Origin of the sequence: Nocardia sp. NBC_00416 (assembly GCF_036032445.1) — a bacterium.
Taxonomy (GTDB): Bacteria; Actinomycetota; Actinomycetes; order Mycobacteriales; family Mycobacteriaceae; genus Nocardia.
Genome location: NZ_CP107932.1, coordinates 2,546,269 through 2,551,402, shown reverse-complemented (window position 1 = coordinate 2,551,402; position 5,134 = coordinate 2,546,269). Strand labels below are relative to the sequence as shown.

The following is a 5,134-nucleotide window of genomic DNA, read 5'->3' as shown; positions in this document are numbered from 1 at the left end:
ATCCAGGGGTGGAGTCAAGTGTGGGAAGTAATTGATACGAGGAGGAATCATGCGGCTCGGTCACCCGACCCGGGAAGAATTGATCCAGAATTTCGAGGCCGAACTAGCCTCGGTGTGCAGCGGCGGTGGGCTTCGTTCGGAGACCGGTCTGGATATGGAGACCGACGAGGCGTTGTGGACGATTGCCCGGGCGTACCCGAATGTCTCCGATGAACTGGTGGCGGCGGCGAAGGAGGCCTTCGCCGGTCAGCTCGACGGTAGCAATACCGAGCGTCACCGGGAGGATTTGGCGCGCCAGATCGAGGAGATGCGCCGTATCCGGGACGGCGCATGACCGGGGCGCCCGAGCGAACCGATCCGCGGGCCGTCGAGTTGCCGGAACGGGCCCGGCGGTGACGGCCGTGTCGGCAGTGCCCGATCCCGTGAATCGTGTCTGGGAGTTCACCGACCTCGAATACTATGTGTTGTGGTCCGGGCTGGACCGCGGTGGACTTCCTTTTCCGTTCTACTACACAGCGCGGACCCGGGATTCCGAGACATTCCGTGCCGATCGGGTTCGGACGCGGGATGAGCTCCGGCAGCGGCTGGGCGCATCGTTCGACACCGTGCTCGACACGCTGGCGCAGCCGGATATCCGAATCGTGGTGGATGGGGCCGACGGCCGGAATCCGGAAGATCCCGCACACCTGGTGCGGTTGTTCGGAACCCGCCGGGGTGATCGCGGGTATGTGGTCACCCAGCTTCCCGGGGAAACATGCTGGCACAGTGGTGGATTCGTGGTCACCGAATGCGACGGCCTCCTGCTCGCCGATGCGATGGTGGCACAGATGCCCGATATCGCGGCCGGTGCGCAGTCCGATATCGTTCTGCCCGACAAACGTGCGGATACCGAACTCGATCGTAATTACGGTGTTTCCAGAACCCGGGACTTGTCGGCCGATTCGGCCGGTAAGCGTGCCGGAACGTTTCTTTCCGCGCCTGCCCTGTGGACCGGGACCATCGATATAGAGCAGGGCTACTCGATTTTCGGTCCGCGCGGAATCGTCCGGTATCGAATCGGCTGGCGCGATCTCGAAGGTGACGGCAGATACGTTCTCGATGATCTGACTCCGCCGGTCGCCCGTCCCGCTGATCGGAAGCGGATGGTCGAGGCGATCAATTCGAAGGTCGTCGGTGTGATCCGGTCTATCAAGGACGAGCGATAGCGGTTGAACCGATGATGATTCAGATCGATGAAGGGAGCCGACCGATGTCTGGGGAGAATCCGTGGGGAGCGCTCCGTGAGCGAGCGGCCGGAGGCGGCTTCGCCTTCGATACGACCGCTGGTGGCGATGCGGCCGAGTACTGTGCGGACCTGATCAATGTCTGCCGGGTCGTCGAGGCCGGTATCCCCGAAGTGGAGGCAGTCGACGGTATGGGGCGGCTACCCGGCGCCGTGCGATTGCAGAACAAGTTCAACGAGCTCGCCGGGGACTTCCGGGATGTGCTGGGCGAGCACAAGCGCATCGTGACCGATCTCGGCGTCGCCTTCGTGCTGGCCGGAAAAGGTTACCAGGGGACGGATTCGGACGCCCTGGGCCATTTCGGTGACCTGGCCGGCGACAGTGTCTCGCATCGTTCGATCGAACACATCAAGATGACGGAGATGGCGCCCGGTCGCTGGTACCCCGAATCCAGCATTCCGCGGTTCGGTGATTACGCGGACGCGGGCAATGTATACGAGGTTCCGGAAGGTATGGATGACTTCGCGGGGGGCGGGGGCACCCAGAGTCTGAATATCACCGTTCCGCCCGCCGAAGGTATGGGATTCGACGATCTGTGGCTCCTGCGCGAGGATATTTCCGGTCATCCGGCCTTCACCGCACAGAAGGGGGTCGGCTGGATTCGGATGGGTCTGCAGTTGCAGACCGGTTTCTCCGATTTCGACCAGAATATGATGCGGTTGCTGGAGGATTCGGACCGCTGGAGAGGCGACGGAGCCCGGGGAGCGGCAACGGCGGTCCGGTTGTACGTCGGCCGGGGGCAGGGCCTGCTGTCCGCCCTGCAATTACTCGGCAACAATCTTGTTCAGGCGGCCGGCTGGACGGCCAACACTGTGTACGGGATGCCCGACAAGGCGTGGGCCGACACTCCGAGCGACGAACGAAAAGCGCGGGAGGATCTGGCCAAAATGGTGTACCGGAACTGGTACGAACCCGGAATTCGATTCTCGGCCAACGCCATTCCGGTGATTCCCGGGCCGACAGGTGGTCTCGGGTCGCCGAACCGTCACGGTGCGGGGAGTGAAAACGGTGGAAATCCGGGTGGCTCGTCCCATGCGGTGACGGAAGGTCTCGACGTGCCGACCAGTTCAGCCGTTGTTCCGGCGGCTGGGTCGACAGCTGCCGGGCAGTCGGAGACGGTCCGTCCGGCGCGGCAGCCGGAGACGGCGCAAGTGTTGCCGGATCGGCGCGAACAAGGGTCGGCTCGGCGTGAAATAGCTGCGGCCCGACGCGAACTGGCGTCGGAGCGGCGTGAACTGAGATCGGCGCAGCGCGAACTGACTTCGGCTCGTCGCGAAGTGGCATCGGAGCGGCGTGAACTGGCATCGGCGCAGCGCGAACTGAATTCTGCGCAGCGTGAACTGGAGCTGCAGGCCGCGCGGATTTCGCAGGAACAGTCGAATTCGGCGCAGGACGCAGCGCGGCAACAACAGATCATGCAGGCCGCGCAACAGGCACTGTCGACCGCCGGTCAAACCCTGCCGCAGCTGTCCTCCGCGGCGCAGCAGGTCCTGCAACGGCTCGGCGCGAACGGGCCGGACGGGCTGCCGCCCGGATTGCGGGAAGCGGCGCAACGGTATCAGTCTGCGCTGCAGAACCTGGAGAAGGCTCCGGGCGGTAGTTCGGGCGCCGGCGGTGGCCCCGGTTCGGGGGTCAAAACGCCGCAACAACAGAATGTGGAGAAGGCGGCGCGACTCTTCCCGCGAGCCTCCCTCGTGGATACCGCCCGGGGAACGAACGTTTCTCCGGTTGCGGCGGGCCCGGGACAGGGGATGCCCATGGGCGGCTCCCCGATGGGTGGCGGTGGCGCCGGCGGTGCGGGAGCCGGTCAGCAACCGCAGAACGAACACAAGCGCCCTGATTATCTGTTGTCGCAGGAGTGGCTCGAGGACACGCTCGACGACGAGCCGGTCATGGTGAAGCCTGTTGTCGATAGCTGACTTCGGGCGCTGGTAACCCCGGCTGTCGACCGGTCGGGGTGTCCTCCGCCCTGACAGAGAACGCCTGAACACCGGGTAGGCGTTCAGGCGTTCTCGGCCGGTCGTCCGGGTCGGCTAGGGGGTGAGGGCCGCCGCGACGCAGGCCTGGAACTGGCCGTAACCGATCGAATTGATCGAGCAATGGGTGACGACGACATCGACATCGAGCTTCGGGGCGACGTCGCTCAGTTGTGCGGAGGCCGATGTCGCCGAGAGCGCGACGGCGGCCGCGGCTACGGCGAACGGAAGGCCGACGAACCTGGCGATTGTGCGAGTCATGTGTGTATCCCTTCGGGAATGATACTCATTGGATATTAGGTTTCCGGATTCAATGAATGCGGTACACACCGCTGAATTCGGAGTCTGGAGAGAACATCGTCGGTCTCGTGAGTCGACATCCCATGGAATACCGCGGGGCGGAATTATTGTCGGGCCGGTTCGGGTATATGCCGAATCCGACTGTCGCGGCTATCGGAATCTGGATTCGGATCTGGATTCGATTACTACGATCAACTCTGATGGACAATGTTAAACAGCAGGCGCCCGCGGGGAAACGGTCTGCGTGGCCATAATTTCGGCCGCGCTTTGTGAGGAGCTCACAATCGGCATGGTCCGATCGGAGAATCTCCAGCGGTGGCAGTGCGGGTGTACGTAACCCGGAGCGGGATGGCTCAGGCGTTCACCGAGTGCGCGGCAGTGCGCTGCGCCCGGCGCGCTGCCGGCCCGACAGCCAGCCCGGCGGCCAGGAGGATGCCGCCGAGCAGGATCCACCCGGGCTGTCCCCACTCGATACAGAGCACGCCGAGCAGCGCCGGGGCCGCCGCAACGCAGACACCGGTTCCCATCCCGAATATCCCCTGGTACCGGCCCTGTGCGTGGTCAGGCGCCAGTGCGAAGCTCAACTCGAATTCGCCTGCGGCCTGACCGATTTCGCCCAGGGTGTGCACGACCACCGCGACGGCCAGCAGCAGACATGCGACGATCGTCGGCCCCGCGCCGCTCGCGCCGAACAGCACGCAGCCGCCTGCCAGCAGAGCGGCGGCCCGGCGGGTGATCGTGACGCCATCGGCAATCGAGTCGACGTGGCGGCCTGCTCGCACCTGTAGGCAGACGACCAGCAGTGTGTTCGTCAGCAGCAGCGGTGAGACCAGCCAGGCGGGAGCCGTGGTGTGGGCGACGATCCACAGCGGTAGCGCCACCGTGAGCACCGGATACTGCAGCGACAGTAGTCCGTACACACCGGTGACGCCCAGATAGGGAAGATCCAATCGGCCGCGGTGGCTGCCGTGGTCGCCAGGGGCTCTCGGCATCGGACACCCTGCGGGAATACGAGTGATGACCAGTGCGGCAAGCAGGAAACTGGCGGCGTCGGCGAGGATCAACGCCGAATAGGCTGCGTCCGTGTCGTGTTGGATCGCGAATCCGGCGCCGGCGGCGCCCACCGCCACCCCGATATTGGTGACCGATCGCAGGTAGCCACGCAGACGCGCGCGGCCGCGGCCGCCGACTCGAGCTATCAGCGCGCCGCGTACCGCCCTGCTTCCCTGCTCGGCAATGCCGACCAGCGTCGCCACCACGACGAATACTGCGAAATCGCGCACCAGAACAAGAGCGCCGGTGGCCAGCGCTTCGGCGGTGAGTGTGACCAGGTAGATCGTCCGTGGGCCGATGCGATCCGCTAGGTGTCCCACCGCGGGGCCCGCGCCGAGTCCGAGCAGGCCGGCGATGGACAGCCCGATTCCCACGCTGGTCCCGCTGAGTCCCACCGAACGCGTCAGAAAGAGCACGACTCCGGCAAGGTAGAGCCCGTTGCCGACGGCGGTGACCAGAACCGCCCACATCAGCGTTCGGGCCGGGCCTTGCGGCCGGTCCGTCGTGATACTCACCCCGGCG

The 5,134-nt window shown here is 65.1% G+C and carries 5 protein-coding genes; 3 read left to right on the top strand and 2 right to left on the bottom strand.

Annotation, left to right across the window (positions count from 1 at the left end):
* Nucleotides 1–49 precede the first annotated feature (49 nt).
* From OG804_RS10475 to OG804_RS10465, 3 genes are all read left to right on the top strand, one after another.
* On the top strand, nucleotides 50–334 hold the full coding sequence (locus OG804_RS10475) for a hypothetical protein (protein WP_328396366.1): 285 nt from the start codon (nucleotides 50–52) through the stop codon (nucleotides 332–334).
* A 67-nt stretch (nucleotides 335–401) separates the two neighbouring features.
* Nucleotides 402–1,205, top strand: coding sequence for an ESX secretion-associated protein EspG (locus OG804_RS10470; protein ID WP_328396364.1), 804 nt, complete (start codon nucleotides 402–404; stop codon nucleotides 1,203–1,205).
* Between the two features lie 44 nt (nucleotides 1,206–1,249).
* The gene (locus OG804_RS10465; RefSeq protein WP_328396362.1) at nucleotides 1,250–3,202 is read left to right on the top strand and encodes a hypothetical protein; all 1,953 of its coding nucleotides are present in this window, start codon (nucleotides 1,250–1,252) and stop codon (nucleotides 3,200–3,202) included.
* Nucleotides 3,203–3,316: 114 nt separating this feature from the next.
* Here the strand turns inward: OG804_RS10465 and OG804_RS10460 are convergent, their stop codons facing one another.
* Together OG804_RS10460 and OG804_RS10455 are read right to left on the bottom strand one after the other, a co-directional pair.
* Nucleotides 3,317–3,520, bottom strand: a complete 204-nt coding sequence (locus tag OG804_RS10460) for a hypothetical protein (RefSeq protein ID WP_328396360.1) — start codon at nucleotides 3,518–3,520, stop codon at nucleotides 3,317–3,319.
* Between the two features lie 392 nt (nucleotides 3,521–3,912).
* Nucleotides 3,913–5,127, bottom strand: a complete 1,215-nt coding sequence (locus OG804_RS10455) for an MFS transporter (RefSeq protein ID WP_328396358.1) — start codon at nucleotides 5,125–5,127, stop codon at nucleotides 3,913–3,915.
* Nucleotides 5,128–5,134: the final 7 nt, after the last annotated feature.

Excerpts from the sequence above, each read along its gene's own strand:
- OG804_RS10475 (WP_328396366.1), top strand. The coding sequence starts at position 50 with ATGCGGCTCGGTCACCCGACCCGGGAAGAATTGATCCAGAATTTCGAG.
- OG804_RS10465 (WP_328396362.1), top strand. The coding sequence starts at position 1,250 with ATGTCTGGGGAGAATCCGTGGGGAGCGCTCCGTGAGCGAGCGGCCGGA.
- OG804_RS10460 (WP_328396360.1), bottom strand. The coding sequence starts at position 3,520 with ATGACTCGCACAATCGCCAGGTTCGTCGGCCTTCCGTTCGCCGTAGCC.